Genomic DNA, 18,898 nt, shown 5'->3' with positions numbered 1-18,898 from the left:
GGGATGGCCGGATGTCGCGGCGGGGGCTCCCGTCTTGTCATTCGGCAACGCATGGTTAACCGTCATCGGCAATGGTCGATTCCGAATGAGGGACAGCCGGCTGGTTATGGAAGCAGCGTTCGTATCGTATCGGGGAAGGTCTTCGGCCATGGTCAGCCTCAGCCACGCGCGGGAAACGAGCCTTGTCAACGCCGCCTGATCCCGGCCGGCCGGTCGCCCCGCTGAGGCGCAGGCTGCGGCCGTTTCGTCGCGCCGCGCTCGTCGCGCTGGCGAGCCTTTGCGCCCTGGCGATCGGCTCGCGCGGCACCCAGGACGCGGTGGCGAATGGCGACACCCGCAGCATCTCCATCCTGCACATGCACACCAAGGAACTCACCACGGTCACTTTCCGCCGAGACGGGCGCTATGTCCCTGAGGCTGTGGATCGGCTCAACCATGCCTTGCGCGACTGGCGCAATGACGACCAGATCAGGATGGACCCGCGCCTGTTCGACATCGCCTGGGAGGTGCACCGAGAGGTCGGCTCATCGAGCCCGTTCCACGTGGTCTCCGCCTATCGCTCACCCGGGACGAACGCCATGCTGCGCCGCCGCTCGCGCGGCGTCGCGAAGCACTCGCAGCACATGCAGGGCAAGGCGATGGACTTCTTCCTGCCCGATGCGAGCTCCTCGCAGATCCGCGCAGTGGGCATGAAGCTCCAGCGTGGGGGGGTGGGCTATTATCCGACCGCCAACACGCCCTTCGTGCATCTCGACGTCGGCTCGGTGCGCTCCTGGCCTCGCATGACGCGCGACCAGCTCGTGCGTCTGTTCCCTCAGGGCGACACGGTGCACATCGCCGCCGATGGCCGCCCGCTCGAAGGCTACGAGGTCGCCAAGGCGCAGATCCTGGCGCGCGGCGGCAGCGTGGGCGGCTACACCACCGGCGATTTCGACGAGGGCGCGATCATGCAGGGCTCGCGCCGCAGCCTCTGGGCATCCCTGTTCGGCTGGAACGAGGAGGATGAGGTGCGGCCTGCCCGCGGGCGGGCCGCACGCAGCAGCCGCTCCCAGCAGACGCTTGCCTATGCGCCGTCCAGCGGCGGCGAATCAGGCGACCTTTACGGGCTGTTCAACCGCTCGGCCGAGCCGCCTGCGCGCAGCGCGCCGCTGCCACGCACCATCGAGGCGCCCGCGCCGCGCGCCGAGCCTGCACCGCAGCGCGCGGCAGAGCCACTTCCGGCGCCCGCCGCCGCACCGGCCCCCGTGCCCGCAGCGCCTGCGCAGCCGCGCTTCGTGGCCGCGCCGTTCCCCACTGCCCGTCCCACGGATCTGGCTCCCGTGCAGCTGGCGGCAGTGCAGCCGGGCTCCACCGGACAGCGCCTCAACTGGCAACAAGGTCCGAGCGGCCTGCCGCCCGAAGCGTCAGCCCCGCCCGAGGCGGCCGGGCGTCTGGTGCTCGCGCCCTTGCCGCCGCGCCGGGCAAGCGACGGACCCCGCCTCGCCTCGGCCGATGCCGTGGACGCTCCGCGCGACGCGCGCGATCCTGCGCCGAGGCTTGTCGCGGTCGCGCATCCCGCCCCGCCCGAGCGTCCTCGTCCGGCTCTCGCAGCCGCGCCCGTCGCCGCCACTGCAACGGCACCCGTGGCCATGGCCGCGCCGCTGCCGGCGTTGCGCGGCGTGTCGCCGCGTCCCGCCGCGACGCCGGTTCCGGGACCCGCCACCGTCGATCGGCAGGCTCTAGACAATCTCTTCGCGGCTGTGGCCACCGGCACGCTGCCCAGCGGCGGCCCTCCACGCATCACGCAGACGAAGGCCCGCGCGGCCCAGCCGCAGCCGGGTCAGGTCAACACCGAGACAGGGCCTGCCGCTGCGCTCGGCTTCAGCCAGCGCGAGCCGAACGACACGCGCGCGGACCGGTTCTCGGGCCCAGCGGTGCAGCCCCTGCCCACGACCTATATCGGACGGTGAACGCAGGGCGCTGCGCGAGCCGATAGCCGATCAGGCCGACTCGCCCACCGCCTGCAGATAAAGATCGAGGATCGCCTCCTCCTCGCGGCGCTCGCGCAGGTCGCGCTTGCGGATCGAGATCACCTTGCGGAGCACCTTGACGTCATAGCCGTTGGCCTTGGCCTCGGAGTAGACCTCCTTGATGTCGTCGGCGATGGTCTTCTTCTCTTCCTCCAGCCGCTCTATGCGCTGGACGATGCTCTTGAGCTGATCGCCCTGGATGGGATCTGACATGGTGTGGTGTTCCTGCTGTGGGGCAGCAGGGAGTGAGGCCTTGCCCCCGCTTCGTCAAGCGGCACGATGGGGCAAGGCGCGCAACGCCTCAGTGCTGTGGCCTGTTCGCCTCAAAGGCCGCTTTCTGCGCCTCGCTGGCATCGCCCTGGTGAAGCGCCTTCCACGCGTCGTAGCTCATGCCATAGACCGCCATGCGGCTGTCATCCTTGCTCATGGCGAGGCCGCGTGCATCAGCCGCCTCCTTCAGCCAGTTGGACAGGCAATTGCGGCAGAAGCCGGCCAGGTTCATCATGTCGATGTTCTGCACCTCGGCGCGGTCGCGCAGATGCTGCACCAGCCGGCGGAAGGCCGCGGCCTCGAGTTCGGTCATGGTGGCCTGGTCGATGTCGGGCATGGGTCTGGCTCCTGCTGGCTGCAGGTTCTTATCTAGGCGCGCGCGGCCTGCGGCAACAGGGCCGCTCCCGTCAGGCGCCAGTCATCGAGGATGGGAGCGAGCATGGCGGCAAGGCGATCGGCCCAGGCGGAGGCCTTCGCCTCGGTGTCGATCAGATCCTGCCGCAGCTCGATCAGCGCGCTGGGCAGGCCGTGGCGGGTGGCGTGGCGGTGGATCGTGTCGCCCGAGAGCCAGCCGGCATAAGGCTCGTTGTCGCCAATGACGAGATCGGCCTCGGCGCGCAGGGCCCGGAACAGCGGGGCGACGATGCGGTCGTCGCGATCCCACAGAACGCCGACATGCCAGGGGCGCGGGCGACCCTTCCACAGCGGGGTGAAGGAATGCACCGAGACGATGGCCGGAGGACGGCCCAGCGCAATCCGCTGGCTCACGGCGTCGCCAACGGCCTTGTCATAGGGCTGGTAGAAGCGGGCGACACGCGCCGCGATGCCGGCCTCGTCAAGGCGGGCATTTCCCGGCACGATCGCGCCATCGGACAGGCGCATCACCAGCGTGGGATCATCCAGCCCGCGATTGGGGTCGATGAGCAGGCGCGAGAAGGTCGAGAGGATGGCAGGGCAATCAAGGCGGGCGGCGAGGCGCCGCGTCACCCAGGCCGCTCCGATGTCATAAGCGATGTGGCGCTGGAGCTGGGCCGCGGGCAGCCCGAGATCCCCGAACTCGGGCGGCATGGCGTTGCTGGCATGGTCGCACAGGATCAGGGCGGCTGCGCCGTCCGGGCCTGGCACAAGTTCGACCTCGCAGGGGACCGGAAGGCCTGCGTGCTGTCCCGCCCCTGGTGCCGGGATGGCCGACATGTTCATGAATGATGCCCCCGCGCTGACATGGGAATGCTCATGGCATATCGCGCTTATACGGTCTAACAGGATCTCCCACCTGTCCCAGACGAAGGTCTGCCATGCCGATCAGCCCCACTGTGCGCGCCACGCTGGAATCCATCTACCGCGCAGCCGTCGCAGCCGCCTTGCCGGCCCAAAGCCTCGTGCCCTTTCTGCCGCCCATGCCGAAGGGCCGGCTCATCATCCTCAGCGCCGGCAAGGCCGCAGGCAGCATGACGCCGGCGGCCGAGGCGCATTATCTCGATACGCTGGGGGTCGATCCGTCCCGGATCACCGGCGTCGCGGTCGCGCGGCATGGCTATGGCGGGCGCACGCGGCACATTCCGATGATCGAGGCCGGCCACCCGGTGCCTGACGCCCACTCGGTGGAAGCGGCGTCACGAGCGCTGGCGCTGGCGCGTGAGGCCGCCGAGGATGACCTCGTGCTGGTGCTGCTCTCGGGCGGCGGATCGGCCAACTGGATCGCGCCGGCTGGCGCGCTGACCCTCGCGGAGAAGCAGGCGGTGACCCGCGCCATGCTGCGCTCGGGCGCCTCGATCGACGAGATCAATACCGTGCGCAAGCGGCTTTCGCTGATCAAGGGCGGCCGGCTGGCGCGCGCGGCCTGGCCTGCGACTGTGCTCACCCTCGCGGTGTCGGACGTGCCGGGGGATGAACCGTCGATCATCGCCTCCGGCCCCACGGTGGCGGATTCATCCACCAACGCAGACGCCCGCGCGGTGGTGGAGCGCTACAGGCTGGCGCTGCCGCAAAGCGCGCGGCGCCTCCTCGATGACCCCGCCATGGAGACGCCCAAACCGGGCGATCCCGACATGGCGCGCAGCGACTTCCGCATCATCGCGAGGCCGGCCGATGCGATCGACGCCGCCGCGCGGGCCTGCGCCGCGCTTGGCTTCGAACCCGTCTCGCTTGGCGCGGATCTCGAGGGCGAAGCGAGCTTGATCGCCGCCGATCATGCGCGCCAGGCGCTGGCGCTGAAGGCCGCCGGACGGCGGACGGCGCTGGTCTCCGGCGGCGAACTCACCGTGACCCTGAGGGGGCGAGGGCGCGGCGGGCCCAATCAGGAGTATGCGCTGGCGCTGGCTGTTGCGCTCAGCGCCGAGCCGGGCATCGCGGCGGTTTCGGGCGATACGGACGGCACCGATGGCGGCGACGGCTCGCCCAGCGATCCGGCCGGAGCCCTGATCGATGCGGGAACGCTCGCGCGGGCGCGGGTGGCCGGGATCGATCCTGCCGCGATGCTGGCCGACAATGATTCCACCGGCTTCTTCGAGGCGATCGGCGACCTGTTGACGCCGGGACCGACGCTCACCAATGTGAATGACTGCCGCGTCATCCTGATCGAGCCGTGATGCCTTTTCGCCGCCTCCTGTCCTTGCCCCGCCTTTCGTCCGCCGTCGCGCTCGTCGCTATGCTGTGGTCTGGCGCGGCCCTGGCGGACCTGCGCATTTGCAACAACACCGCAAGCCGCGTCGGCGTCGCGCTCGGCTATCGCGATGCCCAGGGCTGGATTACGGAAGGGTGGTGGAATCTGAGCCCGCGTGGCTGCGAGACCATCCTGCGCGGGACGCTGGCGGCGCGGTTCTACTACATTCACGCCGTCGACTACGACAAGGGCGGGGAGTGGACCGGCAAATCCACCATGTGCGTGCGCAATCGCGAGTTCACAATCCGGGGCATCGACGACTGCCTGCCGCGCGGCTTCGACCGGGCCAATTTCTTCGAGGTTGACACCGGCGAGCAGAAGAGCTGGACAATCCAGCTGACCGACGCGCCGCGCTGAGGGCGTTGCCGCAACAGGCGGGTGTGGCGGGCTGGCAGCGGCGTGGGCGTGCTTCCCGCGCTCAGTTGACGAGGGCGCCCTGAAGCTGCCGCAGGCCATCAAGGCGCGCCTGGGCCGCGATGCGCGATTCCACCGAGCGGGCATCGGCGACGTCGTCCATCGCGTTCTTGATGTCGGCCGCGATCATCTCGGGCTTCAGGTCCTCGAGCGGGATGGCATGCTCGGCGAGGATGGTGAGCCCCGTTTCGTTGATGTCGACGAAGCCGCCGCGCACGAACAGGCGGCGCTGGCCGCTCTTGCCTTCGGCCACCGTGACGACGCCGGGCTTCAGCGTCGCCATGGAGGGCGCATGGCCCGCCAGCACGGTCATGTCGCCTTCGGAGGCCGGCACGACAACGCTGTCCACCGGGCCCGAGAAAAGCACGCGTTCAGGCGAGACGAGTTCGAACTGGAAGGTGGCCATAGGGCGCTCCGGACGGCAGTGGGCAGTGGACAGTCGGAGAGTTGGTACAGACGGCCGCCGGACCGAACGCCCGGCTGCCCAATGCTTGCCCCCGACTGGGATCAATCAATCATGCCGCCTCGGCGGCGAGGCGCTGGGCCTTCTCGATCGCTTCCTCGATGGTGCCGACCATGTAGAAGGCGGCCTCGGGGAGGTGATCATACTTGCCTTCGCACAGGCCGCGGAAGCCCTTGATGGAGTCTTCCAGCTTGACATACTTGCCCGGCGAGCCGGTGAAGACTTCGGCCACGAAGAAGGGCTGGCTGAGAAAGCGCTCGATCTTGCGGGCGCGTGCCACGGTCAGCTTGTCCTCCTCGGACAACTCGTCCATGCCCAGGATGGCGATGATGTCCTGGAGCGACTTGTAGCGCTGCAGGGTCTGCTGGACCATGCGGGCGACCTGGTAGTGATCCTGGCCGACGACATCGGGCGAGAGCATGCGTGAGGTCGAGTCGAGCGGGTCCACCGCCGGATAGATGCCCTTTTCGGCGATCGAGCGGTTCAGCACGGTCGTGGCGTCGAGGTGGGCGAACGAGGCGGCGGGCGCCGGGTCGGTCAGGTCGTCGGCCGGCACGTAAATGGCCTGCACCGAGGTGATCGAGCCCTTGTTGGTGGTGGTGATGCGCTCCTGCAGCGCGCCCATGTCGGTGGCGAGCGTCGGCTGATAGCCCACGGCGGAGGGGATGCGGCCGAGCAGGGCCGAAACTTCCGAGCCGGCCTGCGTGAAGCGGAAGATGTTGTCCACGAAGAAGAGCACGTCCTGGCCCTTGTCGCGGAAATGCTCGGCGATGGTGAGGCCAGAGAGCGCGACGCGGGCGCGGGCACCCGGGGGCTCGTTCATCTGGCCGAAGACCAGCGCGCACTTGGAGCCTTCGCCGCCGCCCTTCTTGTTCACGCCCGACTCGATGAACTCGTGATAAAGGTCATTGCCTTCGCGGGTGCGCTCGCCGACGCCGGCGAACACCGAGAAGCCGCCATGGGCCTTGGCGATGTTGTTGATCAGTTCCTGGATGAGCACGGTCTTGCCCACGCCCGCGCCGCCGAACAGGCCGATCTTGCCGCCGCGCGCATAGGGAGCCAGCAGATCGACGACCTTGATGCCGGTTTCGAGGATCTGGGCATCGGTGGACTGCTCGGAATAGCTCGGAGCGGGCTGGTGAATGCCACGCATCGCTTCCCCGATGACAGGGCCGGCTTCGTCGATCGGCTCGCCGATGACGTTCATGATGCGGCCGAGCGTGGCTTCGCCGACGGGAACCATGATCGGGGAGCCGGTGTCCCGCACGGGCTGGCCGCGCACCAGACCATCGGTCGAGTCCATGGCGATGCAGCGCACGGCGCTTTCCCCCAGATGCTGCGCCACCTCAAGCACGAGGCGCGAGCCGAGGTTCTCGGTCTCGAGGCCGTTCAGGATCTCCGGCAGCACGCCTTCGAACTGCACGTCCACGACGGCGCCGATGACCTGGATGATCTTGCCCATCGGCTTGCTGGAGGTGATGTCGGCTTTCGCGGGGGCCTTGGTGGTGGCTTTGGCCATGGTTCTGTCCTCGATCCTTCAAGCTTCGGTGATCAGAGCGCTTCCGCGCCCGAAATGATTTCGATGAGTTCCTTGGTGATCATCGCCTGACGCGTGCGGTTGTACTTCTGCGTCTGCTTCTTGATCATGTCGCCGGCGTTGCGCGTGGCATTGTCCATGGCGGACATGCGCGCGCCCTGTTCTGACGCAGCGTTCTCGAGCAGCGCCTTGAAGATCTGCACGGCCACGTTGCGCGGCAGCAGGGTCTCGAGGATGGCGCTCTCGTCGGGCTCGTAATCATAGACGGACTGCGCGCCGCCGGCGGCGGCGCGGGCGGGAATCTCGGCCGGGATCAGCTTCTGCGCGGTCGGGATCTGCGAGATCACCGACTTGAACTTGGAGAAGAACAGGGTTGCGACGTCGAACTCGCCGGCCTCATACATCTTCAGGACGCGGGCGCTGACCTCATCGGCCTGCACGAAGCTCATCTGCTTCACCGAGCGGAACTCGATCAGGTCGATGATGTTGCGCTCAAGCGTGCGGCGCAGGGCGTCGTTGCCCTTCTTGCCCACGCACAGGATCCTGACGGTCTTGCCTTCGGACAGCAGACGCCCGGCATGTTCGCGCGCCAGACGGGCGATGGACGAGTTGAAGGCGCCGCACAGGCCGCGCTCGGCCGTGCAGACGATCAGAAGGTGCACCTTGTCCGATCCTGTCCCCGCCAGCAGGCGGGGCGCGGAGGAGGCATCGACGCCGGCGCCAAGATTGGCGAGCACGCTCTCCATACGCTCGGCATAGGGACGCGCGGCCTCGGCGGCCAGCTGCGCCTTGCGCAGCTTCGCCGCGGCGACCATCTGCATCGCCTTGGTGATCTTCTGCGTCGCCTTCACCGAGGCGATGCGTGTGCGAAGGTCCTTCAAAGAGGGCATTCGATCGTTCCCTTGCCGCTGGTCATGTCCGGCCCCGCGAGGGGCGCGGCGGTGAGGCGAGCCTGTCCCTTCGGGAACGGTTCGCCTCGCTGGAGCCCGCGAGCGGGCCCGGAGCCGTCTCAGGCGAACGACTTCGACAGACCTTCAACAATGCCCTTCAGCGTCGCGGCGCTGGCATCGGAGAGGTCCTTCGAGTCGCGGATGGTGTTCAGCAGGTCGACATGCTTGCCGCGCAGCAGCGACAGGAGCTGGTCCTCAAAGGCGCGGACCTTGCTGACCGGCAGCTTGTCGAGATAGCCGTTGACCCCGGCATAGATCACGCAAGCCTGCTCCTCCATCTTGAGCGGCGAGAACTGCGGCTGCTTGAGCAGCTCGGTCAGGCGTGCGCCGCGGTTGAGCAGGCGCTGGGTCACGGCGTCGAGGTCGGAGCCGAACTGGGCGAAGGCGGCCATCTCGCGATACTGGGCGAGTTCGCCCTTGATCTTGCCGGCCACCTTCTTGGTGGCCTTGGTCTGGGCCGAGGAGCCCACGCGGCTGACCGAGAGGCCGACGTTCACGGCCGGGCGAATGCCCTGGTAGAACAGGTCCGTCTCGAGGAAGATCTGGCCGTCGGTGATCGAGATCACGTTGGTGGGAATGTAGGCCGACACGTCGTTGGCCTGGGTTTCGATCACCGGAAGAGCGGTGAGCGAACCCTTGCCGGCATCGTCGCCCATCTTGGCGGCGCGCTCGAGCAGGCGGGAGTGGAGATAGAAAACGTCGCCGGGATAGGCTTCGCGGCCCGGCGGGCGGCGCAGCAGCAGCGACATCTGGCGATAGGCCACGGCCTGCTTGGAAAGATCGTCATAGATGATGACGGCATGCATGCCGTTGTCGCGGAAATACTCGCCCATCGCGCAGCCAGAGAAGGGCGCCAGGAACTGCATAGGCGCAGCGTCCGAGGCGGTGGCGGCGATAATGATCGAGTATTCCAGAGCGCCGCGCTCTTCGAGCACCTTCACGAACTGGGCGACGGTGGAGCGCTTCTGGCCGATCGCGACATAGACGCAGTAAAGCTTCTGACTCTCGTCATCACCTTCATTGAGCGACTTCTGGTTGAGGATGGTGTCGAGCGCCACGGCGGTCTTGCCGGTCTGGCGGTCGCCGATGATGAGTTCGCGCTGGCCACGGCCGATCGGGATGAGCGCGTCGATGGCTTTGAGGCCGGTCGCCATCGGCTCGTGCACCGACTTGCGCGGAATGATGCCTGGCGCCTTGACGTCGACGCGGGCACGGCGGGTGGCCTTGATCGGGCCCTTGCCGTCGATCGGATTGCCGAGCGCGTCGACCACGCGGCCCAGAAGCTCCTTGCCGACAGGAACGTCGACGATGGCGCCGGTGCGCTTGACGGTCTGGCCTTCCTTGATCTCGCGGTCGGAGCCGAAGATGACGATGCCGACATTGTCGCTTTCAAGGTTGAGCGCCATACCGCGCACGCCTGACTCGAACTCGACCATCTCGCCGGCCTGCACCTGGTCGAGGCCATAGACGCGGGCGATGCCGTCGCCGACGGACAGCACCTGGCCGACTTCGGTGACCGAAGCCTCCGAGCCGAAATTCTTGATCTGATCCTTGAGGATCGCGGAGATTTCTGCGGCGCGAAGTTCCATCAGCCGACCTCTTTCATCGCAAGGCGTATAGAGTTGAGTTTGGTTTTGAGCGAAGCGTCGATCATCCGCGAGCCCATCTTCACGATGAGGCCGCCGATGAGCGCCGGATCAATCCTGAGGTCGATCTCGACCTGCTTGCCGGCCGCATCCTTCAACGCGGCGGCGATGTCCTTGAGCTGGCCTGCGGAGGGCTGCTCGGCGATCATCACTTCGGCGCGCACGATTCCCTTATGGTCGGCCAGAAGCTTGCGGTAGCCCTCGATCATTCCCGGCAGGGCGAAAAGGCGGCGCTTGGATGCAACCAGCGCGATGAAGTTCGCGGCCAGGCCGCCGATGCCGCTGGCGGCCAGAACGCCCTTGACGGCAGCGACCTGCTCGTCGGCGGTGAAGACCGGGTTGCGGATGAGGCGCTTGAGATCCTCGCTGCCGTCGATCATCGCGCCGAAGCGATCAAGGCTCGCGCCGACCTCGTCGACCGCCTTCATCTCCTGCGAAAGCTCGAACAGGGCGGAGGCATAACGCCCGCTGACACCTGACACGATGGAACCGCTCTGGGCCACGTCTGATCTCTCTTGGTCCATGAAGCCCGGATTCGAGCCCCGTTCCGGGAGCGTCGCCGAGCCGCGCAAGCCGCGCATGAATGGAGACTTCGCCAGGGTTTGTTTCCCCGCAAAGCGGGGGTGCCGTAGCATGCTGATACTGGCCACGCAACCCGGACCATCAGGCAAAGCAACAGCATGGCTTCGCCGCCGCCCCACTGCGGCTGGGTCGCGTCAATCCGCCACGCCGGCGCGTCCCGCCATGGTCATCAGCGTGGCGGTGAGCACGGCGCACAGCTTCTCGCGCCCGTCCGCGACGGCATGGACCTCGGTCATGGCAAGGGTCAGCGTGCGCCCGGCCTTGATGATCCTGCCCCGCGCCAGGAGGCGCTCGCCAGCGGCAGGGGCCACGAGATTGATCTTGAACTCGGTGGTAAGCACGCCTGCGCCCTCCGGCATCAGCGTCAAGGCTGCATAGCCGGCGGCCGAATCCGCGATCGCGGCGACGGCGCCGGCATGAACGAAGCCGTGCTGCTGGCTGACGGACGGCGCCACGGGCAGCATGATCGTCACCTCGCCCGGCGTCACGGCCGTGATCCTGGCGCCCAGAGTGGCCATGAGCCCCTGCCGCGCGAAGCTCTCGCGGATGCGTGCCTCCGCTCCGGCGCTGACGACCGCCGCCGACGGATCATCCGCGCTCATGCTGCGCGCTCCTCCTGCGGGGCCACGCACTCGCGCGATACCCGCGCCACCGCGCCGCGCAGCGCGTCCAGCCCGGCATCGGGCCGCATGCAATCAAGAGCGAGCCCCTGGCGGAAGGCGCGCGCGCCCGGCCGCCCGGCGAAAAGCCCCGTCAGATGCCGCGTGATCGAATGAAGCCGCGTGCCGCGTGCCAGTTCGGCCGCGACATAGGGCACATAGGCCTCCATCGCCGCGAAGAGGTCCTGCGCCGGCGCGGGTTCGCCGAACAGGCCGGGGTCGACCTCCAGCAGGACCTGCGGGTTCTGGTAGGCCTCGCGGCCGACCATGACACCATCGAGGCGGTCGAGGTGAGCCAGCCAGTCGGACGGCTCGCGGAGGCCGCCGTTGATGGATATGGACAGTTCGGGGTTCTCGACCTTCAGCGCATGGACCAGCGGATAGTCGAGCGGCGGGACCTCGCGGTTCTCCTTCGGCGACAGGCCCTGAAGCCAGGCCTTGCGGGCATGGACGATGAGCGCATCGACGCCTGCCGCCTTCACCGCAGCCGTGAACGCGCGCAGCGCCTCGGCCGGGTCCTGATCGTCCACGCCGATCCGGCACTTGACCGTGACGGGGATGGAAACCGCCGCCTTCATCGCCGCCACGCAGGCCCCGACGAGCGCCGGCTCGCGCATCAGGCAGGCACCGAAAGCGCCGCCCTGCACGCGGTCGGACGGGCAGCCGCAGTTGAGGTTGATCTCGGCATAGCCGAAGCCTTCGCCGATGCGGGCGGCCCTGGCCAGCGCGTCAGGGTCATTGCCGCCGAGTTGCAGCGCCACGCGGCCCTCATGGGCCGCCGACCAACCGATCAGCCGCTCGCGCTCGCCATGGATCACGGCATTGGCCGTGACCATCTCGCTGTAAAGCAGCGCATGGCGCGTCAGCAGGCGATGGAAGGCCCGGCAGTGCCTGTCCGTCCAATCCATCATAGGTGCCACGGCGAATCTAAAGTGTTGATTTGTCGTCATTTTTTCTTTTAGTCGGCGGTCTCAAATCTGAAGTGCATCACCGAGTTTCGATAGCTCAATCATAAAGACTTCCTCGGGTGTTTGGAAGCCGAGGACGGCGCGCGGTCTGGTGTTGAGGCTGTGCGCGCACCCGAGCAACCCAAGCGTCGTATCAGACCCATGTCCCCTTGTAGTCACCAGCACAGCCGAAATTCTTCGCCGCGCTCTTGGCGTCCAGCGCCTGCCACAGTTCTGTGTGGTGGCTGATCTTGAAGCTGGGGAATGATCGGCATTGCCCGCGCCGAAGCCACGATCACGCTCGCGAACATGGCCTTCAACATGAAGCGATGGGTGTTCCTTGACGCCCGGATTCTGCCTGCATGAGGCGAAAACGGGCGGGAACATCGGCACCGGGACGCAGAAAACCACCAAAGTCGAGGCGATGACCGCAGACAGCGGGGTTGCTCACAAAGGCAACACCCATCAAGCCGAAATCAGAGCCTTTCCGGAGGTGTCCAGGTTGCCCCACATACGAGCATCGCACATCATGCCGGGGATCAGCACGAGCGGGATCATTGCACGCGCCGCGCCCCCTCCTTCAGGGTCGCGAGCTTCGCCCAGGCGATTTCGGGATCAACCGAGCCAAAGCCTGCGAACGTGCCAAATCCGCAATCAGAGCCCGCGATCACGCGGTCCTTGCCGACGATGGATGTGAACCGCTCCAACCGCTGCCGTACGAGTTCCGGATGCTCGACGAAATTCGTCGTCGTATCCACCGCGCCGGGCACCAGAACCTTGTCTTGCGGGATTTCCTTGGCGCGATCGCGGAACACGGTCCATTCATGCCCGTGGCGAGGGTTCGCGGTCTCAAACAGAATGTAGCGCGCGGGCACCGCCATCAGCAGCGAAAACACCTTGGCCATGTCGATGTCGCAGCAATGCGGACCCTCGTAATTGCCCCAACAGATATGAAGCCGGATGCGATCTTGCGGCAGGCCTCCCACCGCATGGCGCAGGGCTTCGACATGCAACCCCGCGATCTTCAGGAATTCCTCGTCCGAAAGATGCGTGAAAAGCATGTGGCGCGAGAGCGCGAGATCGGGGCAATCGAGTTGCAGGTCGAGCCCCGCCTCGATGATCGTGCGATACTCCTCGCGCATCACTTCCGCGAGGGCCTCGAGATAAGCCTCGCGGCTTGCGTAATGCACGTTCTGCAGGAAGAGGGAGATGACGCCGGGCGAGGCGGCATTCATGAAGCCGCGCTCCACGCCATGCGTGGCCATCGCAGCCTTCAGGGCCTTGATGTCCTTCTGCAATTCGCCCTGGCCCTTCGAGACCACCGGCCCGACGCATTGCGGACGCGCGTATTTCGGCGTGCCGCCGTCGCGCGCGAGGCGTTCGAGATAGGTCGGGAAGAGCTTCAGGTCCGCCGGGGCATTGCGCGGGCTGTCGCCGGCGAAGCCTGTGTAACGATCCTTCACGTATGTGGCATACGAAATTTTCGAGGTCTCGCCGTCAGAGACGATATCCACGCCGGCTTCCTTCTGCCGGCGCACCAATTCCATCACGGCCTCTTCCATCGCTGCATCGAAGGCAGCCTGATCGTAGGCCTCGCCGCGCTCGCGGGCGAAAAGGAAATCTACAACCTTCTGCGAGCGAGGCAGTGAGCCGACATGGGTGGAAAGCAGCGTCATGGTACGTTCCTCAAAGCAGGCGGCCGGTCGCGCCGGCTGGATCGTCGGTGTTGCGCACGCGGTAAAGCGAAGCCTCGCCCGTCATCGAGGGCGCGAGGCTGTGCCTGAGGCCCGGCGGAATGGCGGCGGTGTCGCCCGGGTTCAGCACGGTGGAGCCACCCGCCCAGCCCAAGCGCCAATAGCCGCGCATCGGCATCAGGATCTCGTGGCGGGGTGTGGAATACTCCTCCGCGGAAATAGAGTTCCGCGATAGCAGTTCCACCTCGAAGCCGGGCCGGTCGCGCAGCCGGCCTTCCGCTCCGATCACCTTGGCCGGTTGACGATCGGAGAGCGCCATCAGGTCCTGATATCGTGCGACATGGTTGGGGATGACGTCCGCCGTGGTGGGTTCGGGATAGGCCTTCAATTCCTCATCGGTCAGCAGCGGCATGTGGGGCAAACCTTCAGGCAGTTTCTGGCCTTTCCTGGTGTCGTAAAGCTTGCCGTTCTTGCCCAAGATCAGCCCATAATCTTTGGCATCGGTGATCACCTGCGGAGCCCAGATCACACCTCCGCCCGCATCATCTCCGCCGAGAATGGCCATGATCATCCCGTAATCCGTGCCAACATTCTCGAAAGCCCGAAAGATGCCGGTGGGAATATTGAAGATGTCGCCTTCCTCGGCGATGAACTCACCCGCCGTACCCCAACGTCCCCAGAAAAAGCGCCAGCGTCCCTTCAGGACGAAAAACACCTCGGCCGTGCGGTGTGAGTGCAGAGAGTTCCGGCAGCCCGGCGGCTGACCGGCAGCGCCGATATTGAAGCCCGGCGTTTCGCGGATGTGCACATGCTGATCGGGCGATTCAGAAACACCGCCACCGATGATCGTGAAATTCTCCTTCCGGTCCGAGCCCGGCGTATGGGCATCGATAAAGGCTGTCTTGCAGGCTTTCAGATCGCCATAGCGGACGATGCGCGCTTCCATCTCTTGCGGGGTCATAGGTCACCTGTCTGTAGGAGGATCTGCTTCCAGATCGCGATTTCGTCGTAAAGCGTGAACTCCCGGCGCAGCCCGATGCCATCAGGACCGAAGGGGCCGAATTCGGCATGGCTCATGCCCATCACATGCACACGCGCACCGGTGGGCCGGCCGAAGGCGCCCCAGCCATCATGCGCGCCGGTGAGCGACCAGCGGATCGCGGCGCGCGGCGGCATCATGTCGGCCTCCATCCCGATCTGGTGATGGATGGCGAAGGTGGCGGAGGGGAAGGCCGAGCGCAGGCCCACCCAGAAGGCAGCCACCGCATCCCGGCCGATTGCCTGTTTCGCGCCGGGATATTCGCCGATAACCGCACGATCGTAGTGCGAGTGAATGTGGTTGATATCCGCCGCCATGATGCGCTTCAGCATTTCCGCATAGCGCGCGCCCCAGGGGTTCGCATTGCCCCTGCCCTTGTAGACATCCGGCGGATCGGTTTCGGGGGTCAGCGGGCGACCAGCCTTCTCGATGCCGCCTTCGCGACGGATTAGCATCCGCGCAAAGTCCTCCGGCACCATACCGAGTTGGCGGACGATGCCGCAATAATCCCGTACAAGCCATTCATCGTAGATCGTGTCGTTCTTCGCTGCGCAATCCGCGATGACGCGGACCTGGAAGCGTTTGCCGGTGGCCGGCCCAAAGGCTCCGTCAGCAGCATGAGTAGCTGTGGTGATGATGCGATGTGAGGACAGAAACCCCTGAGCTTCGTCTTCCGAGAAGATGACATCTTCGGCAAAGAGTTGGCGATCGGGGAATTCATGCACCGTTGCAAGGGTTGCGGCGATCACTGCCTTGTTGCCCCGGCTCACGCCCATGGGCGATCGCACAGGGATGTCGGGCGCATAATAGTGGTTCAGCGTGCCGATGCCGCGATCTTCCCAGATCTCCTTCGTGATATCGATTATGTAGTCGCGGAAATCCGGCCAGCGGTTCGAAAAGGTGGTCATGGGCGGAATCCTTCGGGAATGCGGGCCGAGCGGCGGACAATCAGCGGCCCATCGATGCGGTGGTGATATGGCTCGGTATCGCCCTCGATCTGGCCGAGCAGGGTCTCGACCGTCACATTCACCATCGCCTCCACCGGTTGGCTGATGGTGGTGAGACTGTAAGCGGCCCAGGCGGCCATGGGCACATCGTCATAGCCGATGATCGAGATATCCTCCGGCACCCGCAGGCCCATGTGATGCCTGAGCTCATCGATGACGGCGAAGGCCATGTGGTCATTGCCGACGAAGATGGCATCAGGCCGATCCGGACCGGTGCAGAGCCTGCGCGCCGCTTCGGCAGCGCGCTCGCGGGAATATTCGCCATCGACCATCGCGAAGGGTTCGAGCCCCGTCGCTGCGAGGCGCTCGCTGAAGCCCTCGGCGCGATCGCGCCCCGTCGAGGACCCTTGCCAGCCCATGATATGCGCGATGCGCCGGTGACCGCCGGCGATCAGGAACTCCGCCACGCGCCGGCCGCCAAGACGATTGTCGGAAGTCACTTCGCTGAGGCGTGGGTCATTCTGACCGCGGTTGAACATGACAACCGGAATGCCTGCCGCCTGGCAGCGCAAGGTGAGGTCGTTCGTCATGGCGACCGAGGCGGTGATGATGCCATCGACCTGATAATCGAGCAGCTCATCGAGCACTTTGCCGACGTTCCCGGAGTCGTTGCCCGCCATGAAGATGAGGATGTGATAGCCGCGATCTTGCAAGGCGCTGGAAAGCCGCTCCAGGGCGACGGGGTAAAACTGGTTCTCGAGATAGGCGACAACCAACCCGATGATGCGGCTGCGTCCCGTGATCATCGCGCGGGCGAGTATGTTGGGCCGGTAGCCGAGGCGCTCGGCTGCGGCACGCACCCTTGCCGCCGTCTTCGGCGAGGCCGAAGCGCCGGGCGTGAAGACGCGTGACACGGCCGATTGCGAAACGCCGGCAAGACGCGCAACATCGGCGCTCGTCACTTTTTCGAGGGGACGGGAGCCACTCATTCCGCTGTCCAACCTCCGTCGATGATGAGATGCGTACCGGTCATGAGGGCGGAAGCATCCGAGGCCAGGAACACAATGGGACCCATCAGGTCCTCGATCTCGCCCACCCGACCAAGCTTGATCTTCGAGAGGATCCAGGCCTTTCGCTCCGGGATGGCGAGAGTCTGTTCAGCGAGCGGCGTGCGGATGAAGGTGGGGCAAAGCGTGTTCACGCGGATGCCATGTGGCGCCCATTCGAGCGCCATGGCCTTCGTCATGCCCTCAAGCGCATGCTTGTTCGCGCAATAGACTGCGCGATCCGGCCCGCCGACATGCCCCATCTGCGAGGAAATGTTGATGAGCGAGCCGGGCTTCCCCGCCGCGATCAGCCCGCGCGCCACCTCGCGCGTAAGGAAATAGGCCGCGCGAAGGTTGAGGTTCATCGCCGCATCGTAATCTTCCGGCCTGGTCTCAAGCGCCGGCGCATGGCGCGCCAAACCAGCCGAATTCACGAGCACATCGAACGGCCCGGCCTCCGCCACAAAGGAGGCCGTGGCGGCGAGATCGGTGATGTCGAGCGCTTTCGCCTCTGCCTTCCCGCCTGCCGCGCGGATGGCGCTCACTGCGGCCTCAAGCTCAGCAACCCGCCGCGCAACGAGCGTCACCGTGGCTCCCGCTTCGGCCAGCGCCGCCGCCGCGCCGAGCCCGATGCCGGAGGACGCGCCCGTGACAAGCGCGCGCCTTCCATCGAGCCGGAAGGAGGGGGTGCGGGGAAGCAACACCGCGCTGGTCATTCCGCCCCCGCGCCGTAGGGCACGTTCTTGCGGCCATAGCGCCGCACGCGGATGTTGCATTGCTCGGCATGGCCCACGAAGCCCTCAAGCATGCAGAGCCGCGAGCCGTATTCGCCGATGAGGGCCGCCGCCTCATCGGTGGTGACACGTTGGTAGCTATGGGTCTTAAGGAACTTACCCACCCAGAGGCCCCCGGTGTAACGCCCGGCCCGCTTCGTCGGAAGCGTATGGTTGGTGCCGATCACCTTGTCCCCATTCGCAACATTGGTGCGCGCGCCGAGGAAGAGCGCGCCGTAGGAATGCATGTTCGCCAGATACCAGTCATCGCGGTCGGTCATCACCTGAACATGCTCGTAGGCCATGTCGTTGGCGACCTGCAGCATCTCGTCATGGGTGTCGCAGAGGATGACATCGCCATAATCGCGCCAGCTGATCGCGGCGGTCTCGGCTGTGGGGAGGATGGCGAGCAGCCTGTCGACCTCTCGCAACGTGCCTTCAGCCAGCGCTCGTGAATTGGTGATCAGGCACGCGGGCGAATTATAGCCATGCTCGGCTTGGCCCAGCAGGTCGGTTGCGCAGAGCTCGGCATCGACTGTCTCATCGGCGATCAGCATCGTCTCGGTCGGCCCGGCGAAGAGATCGATGCCGACGCGGCCGTAGAGCTGGCGCTTCGCTTCCGCCACGAAGGCATTGCCGGGTCCGACAAGCATATCAACAGGGCGGATGGTCTCCGTGCCGAGCGCCATCGCCCCCACCGCCTGGATCCCGCCGAGCACATAGATCTCGTGCGCGCCCCCCATATGCATCGCGGCGACGATGGCCGGATGCGGCTCGCCATTGACCGGAGGCGCGGAGGTGATGATGCGCGGTACGCCCGCCACCGACGCGGTGAGCACCGACATATGCGCGGAAGCGACCATCGGAAACTTTCCGCCCGGCACATAGCAGCCGACCGATTGCACCGGGATGTTGCGATGCCCGAGGACGACGCCCGGCAGCGTTTCGATCTCGATATCCTGCATGCTCGCGCGCTGTGCTTCCGCGAAACGGCGGATCTGCGCCTGCGCAAAGCGGATGTCATCCATGTCGCGCGGGGAAACCTTCGCCATCGCTGCCTCGATCTCCGAGGGCGAGAGCCGGAAGGCCGGCGGCGCGTAGCGGTCGAATTTCAGCGCAAGCTCGCGCACGGCCGCGTCGCCGCGCGTTTCGATATCCTTCAGGATCGCCTCGACCGTGGCGCGGACCTTCGCATCATCCTCGGCGCGTGCTTCTGCCGGCTTGCCGGACTTGAGGGAAATGGTCGCCATGAGCCTGTCC

At 66.2% G+C, this 18,898-nt stretch carries 19 protein-coding genes; 3 read left to right on the top strand and 16 right to left on the bottom strand.

Features of this window, described 5'->3' with window-relative positions; all coding sequences use genetic code 11:
- Window positions 1-182 precede the first annotated feature (182 nt).
- On the top strand, window positions 183-1,949 hold the full coding sequence (locus tag HEQ16_00350) for a DUF882 domain-containing protein (GenBank protein MCO4052526.1): 1,767 nt from the start codon (window positions 183-185) through the stop codon (window positions 1,947-1,949).
- A gap of 30 nt (window positions 1,950-1,979) precedes the next feature.
- Here the strand turns inward: HEQ16_00350 and HEQ16_00345 are convergent, their stop codons facing one another.
- The 3 genes from HEQ16_00345 to HEQ16_00335 all read right to left on the bottom strand — a co-directional run bounded on the left by HEQ16_00345 (window position 1,980) and on the right by HEQ16_00335 (window position 3,473).
- A complete protein-coding gene (locus HEQ16_00345) occupies window positions 1,980-2,222 on the bottom strand; it encodes a DUF2312 domain-containing protein (GenBank protein MCO4052525.1) in 243 nt (80 codons plus the stop codon).
- 88 nt (window positions 2,223-2,310) lie between these two features.
- Window positions 2,311-2,616 (bottom strand): DUF1244 domain-containing protein, encoded by a 306-nt coding sequence (locus HEQ16_00340; GenBank protein ID MCO4052524.1) that lies wholly within the window; start codon window positions 2,614-2,616, stop codon window positions 2,311-2,313.
- Window positions 2,617-2,648: 32 nt separating this feature from the next.
- Window positions 2,649-3,473, bottom strand: a complete 825-nt coding sequence (locus HEQ16_00335; GenBank protein ID MCO4052523.1) for an N-formylglutamate amidohydrolase — start codon at window positions 3,471-3,473, stop codon at window positions 2,649-2,651.
- A gap of 101 nt (window positions 3,474-3,574) precedes the next feature.
- On the opposite strand from HEQ16_00335, the gene HEQ16_00330 reads away from it, so the two are divergent.
- Together HEQ16_00330 and HEQ16_00325 are read left to right on the top strand one after the other, a co-directional pair.
- Complete coding sequence (locus tag HEQ16_00330) at window positions 3,575-4,867, top strand: DUF4147 domain-containing protein (GenBank protein MCO4052522.1); 1,293 nt, start codon at window positions 3,575-3,577, stop codon at window positions 4,865-4,867.
- On the top strand, window positions 4,867-5,298 hold the full coding sequence (locus HEQ16_00325; GenBank protein ID MCO4052521.1) for a DUF1036 domain-containing protein: 432 nt from the start codon (window positions 4,867-4,869) through the stop codon (window positions 5,296-5,298). Before HEQ16_00330 ends, HEQ16_00325 begins: the two co-directional genes overlap by 1 nt.
- A 61-nt stretch (window positions 5,299-5,359) precedes the next feature.
- On the opposite strand, the gene HEQ16_00320 is transcribed toward HEQ16_00325, so the two are convergent.
- From HEQ16_00320 to hisD, 13 genes are all read right to left on the bottom strand, one after another.
- Window positions 5,360-5,761, bottom strand: a complete 402-nt coding sequence (locus HEQ16_00320) for a F0F1 ATP synthase subunit epsilon (protein MCO4052520.1) — start codon at window positions 5,759-5,761, stop codon at window positions 5,360-5,362.
- A gap of 109 nt (window positions 5,762-5,870) precedes the next feature.
- Entirely contained in the window at window positions 5,871-7,337 is a 1,467-nt protein-coding gene (atpD, locus tag HEQ16_00315; protein ID MCO4052519.1) for a F0F1 ATP synthase subunit beta, read from the bottom strand.
- A gap of 32 nt (window positions 7,338-7,369) precedes the next feature.
- The gene (locus HEQ16_00310) at window positions 7,370-8,245 is read right to left on the bottom strand and encodes a F0F1 ATP synthase subunit gamma (protein ID MCO4052518.1); all 876 of its coding nucleotides are present in this window, start codon (window positions 8,243-8,245) and stop codon (window positions 7,370-7,372) included.
- A 119-nt stretch (window positions 8,246-8,364) separates the two neighbouring features.
- On the bottom strand, window positions 8,365-9,894 hold the full coding sequence (locus tag HEQ16_00305) for a F0F1 ATP synthase subunit alpha (protein ID MCO4052517.1): 1,530 nt from the start codon (window positions 9,892-9,894) through the stop codon (window positions 8,365-8,367).
- A complete protein-coding gene (locus HEQ16_00300; GenBank protein MCO4052516.1) occupies window positions 9,894-10,475 on the bottom strand; it encodes a F0F1 ATP synthase subunit delta in 582 nt (193 codons plus the stop codon). The genes HEQ16_00305 and HEQ16_00300 overlap by 1 nt, the downstream gene beginning before the upstream one ends.
- Window positions 10,476-10,667: 192 nt before the next feature.
- A complete protein-coding gene (locus HEQ16_00295) occupies window positions 10,668-11,135 on the bottom strand; it encodes a PaaI family thioesterase (protein ID MCO4052515.1) in 468 nt (155 codons plus the stop codon).
- Window positions 11,132-12,142 carry a tRNA dihydrouridine(20/20a) synthase DusA gene (gene dusA, locus HEQ16_00290; protein ID MCO4052514.1) on the bottom strand — a complete coding sequence of 337 codons (1,011 nt, stop codon included), beginning with the start codon at window positions 12,140-12,142 and terminating at the stop codon, window positions 11,132-11,134. Before dusA ends, HEQ16_00295 begins: the two co-directional genes overlap by 4 nt.
- 551 nt (window positions 12,143-12,693) lie before the next feature.
- Window positions 12,694-13,815: a cobalamin-independent methionine synthase II family protein gene (locus HEQ16_00285; protein MCO4052513.1), complete on the bottom strand. Its 1,122-nt coding sequence runs from the start codon at window positions 13,813-13,815 to the stop codon at window positions 12,694-12,696.
- A 10-nt stretch (window positions 13,816-13,825) separates the two neighbouring features.
- The gene (locus HEQ16_00280) at window positions 13,826-14,794 is read right to left on the bottom strand and encodes a cupin domain-containing protein (protein ID MCO4052512.1); all 969 of its coding nucleotides are present in this window, start codon (window positions 14,792-14,794) and stop codon (window positions 13,826-13,828) included.
- Window positions 14,791-15,780, bottom strand: a complete 990-nt coding sequence (locus HEQ16_00275; GenBank protein MCO4052511.1) for an ester cyclase — start codon at window positions 15,778-15,780, stop codon at window positions 14,791-14,793. Before HEQ16_00275 ends, HEQ16_00280 begins: the two co-directional genes overlap by 4 nt.
- Window positions 15,777-16,808 carry a LacI family DNA-binding transcriptional regulator gene (locus tag HEQ16_00270; protein MCO4052510.1) on the bottom strand — a complete coding sequence of 344 codons (1,032 nt, stop codon included), beginning with the start codon at window positions 16,806-16,808 and terminating at the stop codon, window positions 15,777-15,779. The genes HEQ16_00275 and HEQ16_00270 overlap by 4 nt, the downstream gene beginning before the upstream one ends.
- Entirely contained in the window at window positions 16,805-17,581 is a 777-nt protein-coding gene (locus tag HEQ16_00265; protein ID MCO4052509.1) for an SDR family oxidoreductase, read from the bottom strand. The genes HEQ16_00270 and HEQ16_00265 overlap by 4 nt, the downstream gene beginning before the upstream one ends.
- Window positions 17,578-18,888 carry a histidinol dehydrogenase gene (gene hisD / locus HEQ16_00260; GenBank protein ID MCO4052508.1) on the bottom strand — a complete coding sequence of 437 codons (1,311 nt, stop codon included), beginning with the start codon at window positions 18,886-18,888 and terminating at the stop codon, window positions 17,578-17,580. The genes HEQ16_00265 and hisD overlap by 4 nt, the downstream gene beginning before the upstream one ends.
- Between the last annotated feature and the right edge of the window lie 10 nt (window positions 18,889-18,898).

The organism is Bosea sp. (in: a-proteobacteria), assembly GCA_023910605.1.
Lineage (GTDB): Bacteria > Pseudomonadota > Alphaproteobacteria > Rhizobiales > Beijerinckiaceae > Allobosea.
This window is presented reverse-complemented; position numbering and strand designations above follow the sequence as displayed.

Excerpts from the sequence above, each read along its gene's own strand:
- HEQ16_00345 (MCO4052525.1), bottom strand. The coding sequence starts at position 2,222 with ATGTCAGATCCCATCCAGGGCGATCAGCTCAAGAGCATCGTCCAGCGC.
- HEQ16_00340 (MCO4052524.1), bottom strand. The coding sequence starts at position 2,616 with ATGCCCGACATCGACCAGGCCACCATGACCGAACTCGAGGCCGCGGCC.
- HEQ16_00335 (MCO4052523.1), bottom strand. The coding sequence starts at position 3,473 with ATGTCGGCCATCCCGGCACCAGGGGCGGGACAGCACGCAGGCCTTCCG.
- HEQ16_00330 (MCO4052522.1), top strand. The coding sequence starts at position 3,575 with ATGCCGATCAGCCCCACTGTGCGCGCCACGCTGGAATCCATCTACCGC.
- HEQ16_00325 (MCO4052521.1), top strand. The coding sequence starts at position 4,867 with ATGCCTTTTCGCCGCCTCCTGTCCTTGCCCCGCCTTTCGTCCGCCGTC.
- HEQ16_00320 (MCO4052520.1), bottom strand. The coding sequence starts at position 5,761 with ATGGCCACCTTCCAGTTCGAACTCGTCTCGCCTGAACGCGTGCTTTTC.
- atpD (MCO4052519.1), bottom strand. The coding sequence starts at position 7,337 with ATGGCCAAAGCCACCACCAAGGCCCCCGCGAAAGCCGACATCACCTCC.
- HEQ16_00310 (MCO4052518.1), bottom strand. The coding sequence starts at position 8,245 with ATGCCCTCTTTGAAGGACCTTCGCACACGCATCGCCTCGGTGAAGGCG.
- HEQ16_00305 (MCO4052517.1), bottom strand. The coding sequence starts at position 9,894 with ATGGAACTTCGCGCCGCAGAAATCTCCGCGATCCTCAAGGATCAGATC.
- HEQ16_00300 (MCO4052516.1), bottom strand. The coding sequence starts at position 10,475 with ATGGACCAAGAGAGATCAGACGTGGCCCAGAGCGGTTCCATCGTGTCA.
- HEQ16_00295 (MCO4052515.1), bottom strand. The coding sequence starts at position 11,135 with ATGAGCGCGGATGATCCGTCGGCGGCGGTCGTCAGCGCCGGAGCGGAG.
- dusA (MCO4052514.1), bottom strand. The coding sequence starts at position 12,142 with ATGACGACAAATCAACACTTTAGATTCGCCGTGGCACCTATGATGGAT.
- HEQ16_00285 (MCO4052513.1), bottom strand. The coding sequence starts at position 13,815 with ATGACGCTGCTTTCCACCCATGTCGGCTCACTGCCTCGCTCGCAGAAG.
- HEQ16_00280 (MCO4052512.1), bottom strand. The coding sequence starts at position 14,794 with ATGACCCCGCAAGAGATGGAAGCGCGCATCGTCCGCTATGGCGATCTG.
- HEQ16_00275 (MCO4052511.1), bottom strand. The coding sequence starts at position 15,780 with ATGACCACCTTTTCGAACCGCTGGCCGGATTTCCGCGACTACATAATC.
- HEQ16_00270 (MCO4052510.1), bottom strand. The coding sequence starts at position 16,808 with ATGAGTGGCTCCCGTCCCCTCGAAAAAGTGACGAGCGCCGATGTTGCG.
- HEQ16_00265 (MCO4052509.1), bottom strand. The coding sequence starts at position 17,581 with ATGACCAGCGCGGTGTTGCTTCCCCGCACCCCCTCCTTCCGGCTCGAT.
- hisD (MCO4052508.1), bottom strand. The coding sequence starts at position 18,888 with ATGGCGACCATTTCCCTCAAGTCCGGCAAGCCGGCAGAAGCACGCGCC.